The organism is Peptoniphilus sp. (assembly GCF_034090345.1).
Classification (GTDB): Bacteria; Bacillota; Clostridia; order Tissierellales; family Peptoniphilaceae; genus Peptoniphilus.
This window is the reverse complement of sequence record NZ_JAXDSS010000083.1, coordinates 1-2,416: the sequence shown is the minus strand read 5'-3', so window position 1 is coordinate 2,416 and position 2,416 is coordinate 1. Positions and strand designations below refer to the sequence as shown.

Sequence of the window (2,416 nt, the reverse complement as noted above, 5' to 3'; positions counted from 1 at the left end):
GTAAGATTTTTCTCACTGTCTTTTGTTTCAATTCAATTTTACCAGCTTCCACTGGAGCCTCCGCCGCCTGAAGAGCCTCCGCCACCTCTGAATCCTCCGAATCCACCAGATGAGCTTCCACCTCCAAAACCACCAAAACCGCCTGAACCACCAAACGGTCCAAAATATGGTGGTAAGAAGATATCTATATCTCTTCTTCTGCGTCGTCTGCTATTTCTTCCACCTCCTGAGAACATAGATGTTATCACCATCACTATTATAATTATTCTTATAATATCTCCTATATTAATACCATCCTGTTGAACTCTCTGTTGTGGTCTATTGGCACTTGAAATTTTAACTTTATATTCTTGTTCATAGTAAGCTATTAATTGATTAAACCCTTCTATAATTCCTTTGGAATATCTCTCCTTATCTAGTTTTTCATCTTTTGGGAAATATGATATCATCAAATTGACTATTTGATTAGTATATGCATCCGGAATAAAACCTTCCGTACCATATCCGGTTTCAATTGTAAGCTTTCTATTTCCTACATCATCATCTATTTTTAATAGCATTAGAGTCCCATTAATTTTTTCTCTATCTCCAATATCCAACTGGTCAAATAATTCTACAGCATAAGTTTTAACATCTACATCCCCAAGACTCTTTACTATTACAATAGGTATTTGACCACCTGTTTTAGCTTGTAAATCTTGATTGATATAGTTTATATATCTTATGTCGTCTTCACTTAAAACTCCAACTTCATCATACACATACCCATTAAACTGACTGGCTTTAGGTATTTCACTACGTGCAATTACATTATCTATAAGTACACCAATAGCCAAGAAAAGAATAAAGAGTAAAACTTTCACTCCAACTTTTCTTTTCACTTGCTCACCTCTTAAAATGAAACTTCAGGAGCGTTTTGTTCTGCAGGTGCTGCTTCAAAATAATCTTTTTGAGAGAATCCCAACATTCCTGCAAATAAATTCATTGGGAATTGTCTAACTGTTAAGTTAAATTCTTTTACAGCTCCATTGTATCTTTGTCTTTCCACTGCAATTCTGTTTTCTGTTCCTTCTAATTGCGCTTGAAGATTTAAAAAGTTTTTATCTGCTTTTAACTCAGGATAAGCTTCAACAACTACTTTTATATCTCCTATAGCTGAAGTTAAATTTTGTTCTGCTTTAGAAAGTTCAGCTGGTGTACGAGCTTCATTAACTGAGTTTCTCGCTTGAATTACTTTTTCAAAAGTTTCTTGTTCGTGTTTTGCATATCCTTTAACTGTATTTACTAAATTAGGTATCAAGTCAGCCCTTCTCTTTACTACAACTTGAACTTGAGAAAATGCTGAGTCAACATCATTATCAAGTTTAACTAATTTATTATATTTAGGTATTGCCATTGCTGCTACTACAACTACTAATAAAATTAATATTCCAACTATTTTTTTCATCTAATCAGTCCTCCTGTTTTATCGTGATTATTTCTAATTCACTCATTGCTTCTTGAACAAGTTCTTCAACTTGAAGCTTTGATTCTGATTTTTCTATTCCTTTGCGTGTAGGTCTTAATTTCGGATGTTTTGGCAAAAACACACTACAACAGTCTTCAAATGGCATTATAGATGTTTCATAAGTTCCTATACTTTCAGATAGTTCTATTATATCTACCTTGTCCATGCCTATAAGAGGTCTGAATACTACTCTATCCGGTATAGCATTTGTAACGTTTAATCCCCCTATTGTCTGAGATGCCACTTGTCCTAGATTTTCTCCTGTTATTATGGAATCATACTCATATTTTTTAGAAATTTCTTCAGCAATTCTCATCATAAATCTACGTGATAAGATTGTCATCTCATCTTCAGGGCAATTTTTATTTATAGCCTTTTGTATATTTAAAAGATTGCATGAATACATTCTAATAGTTCCAGTATATTGTCCTAATATTTTAGCAAGTTTTTGAACCTTTTCTTCTGCTCTTTCTGATGTGAAAGGATATGAATGAAAATGAACCGCATCTACACAAACACCTCTCTTCGCCATCATATATCCTGCAACCGGAGAATCTATACCGCCTGACAACAATAGTAGTCCTCTTCCATTTGTTCCTATTGGTAGTCCCCCTGTTCCCTTATATCTATGTGAGTATAAATATATTGATTCTTTTACATCACAATATATATAAAAATCAGGGTTGTGAACATCAACTTTGTAATCTGTGTTTTTTAAAACTATTCCTCCTATCATTAAATTTAAGTCTGCCGACTTAACTTCAAATCTCTTATCTGACCTTTTAGCTTTGGCTTTAAAAGTTTTATACCCTTTTTCAGCTTGGTCATTCGCAACAGCTAAAACAGCTTTTTCAAAATATTCCATATTTCTGTCTATCTTCCAAGTCGGTGTTATATAGACTATCCCAA

Annotated in this window: 3 protein-coding genes; all 3 read right to left on the bottom strand. The window is 33.6% G+C overall.

The features are described from left to right. Window positions 1-38 precede the first annotated feature (38 nt). Complete coding sequence (locus SOR77_RS07450) at window positions 39-881, bottom strand: TPM domain-containing protein (protein WP_320636504.1); 843 nt, start codon at window positions 879-881, stop codon at window positions 39-41. An 11-nt stretch (window positions 882-892) separates the two neighbouring features. Continuing rightward, on the bottom strand, window positions 893-1,447 hold the full coding sequence (locus SOR77_RS07445) for a LemA family protein (RefSeq protein WP_320636503.1): 555 nt from the start codon (window positions 1,445-1,447) through the stop codon (window positions 893-895). A gap of 4 nt (window positions 1,448-1,451) precedes the next feature. Then, window positions 1,452-2,416 (bottom strand): tRNA uracil 4-sulfurtransferase ThiI (gene thiI, locus SOR77_RS07440; RefSeq protein WP_320636502.1); only part of this gene is annotated, 965 nt, incomplete at its 5' end.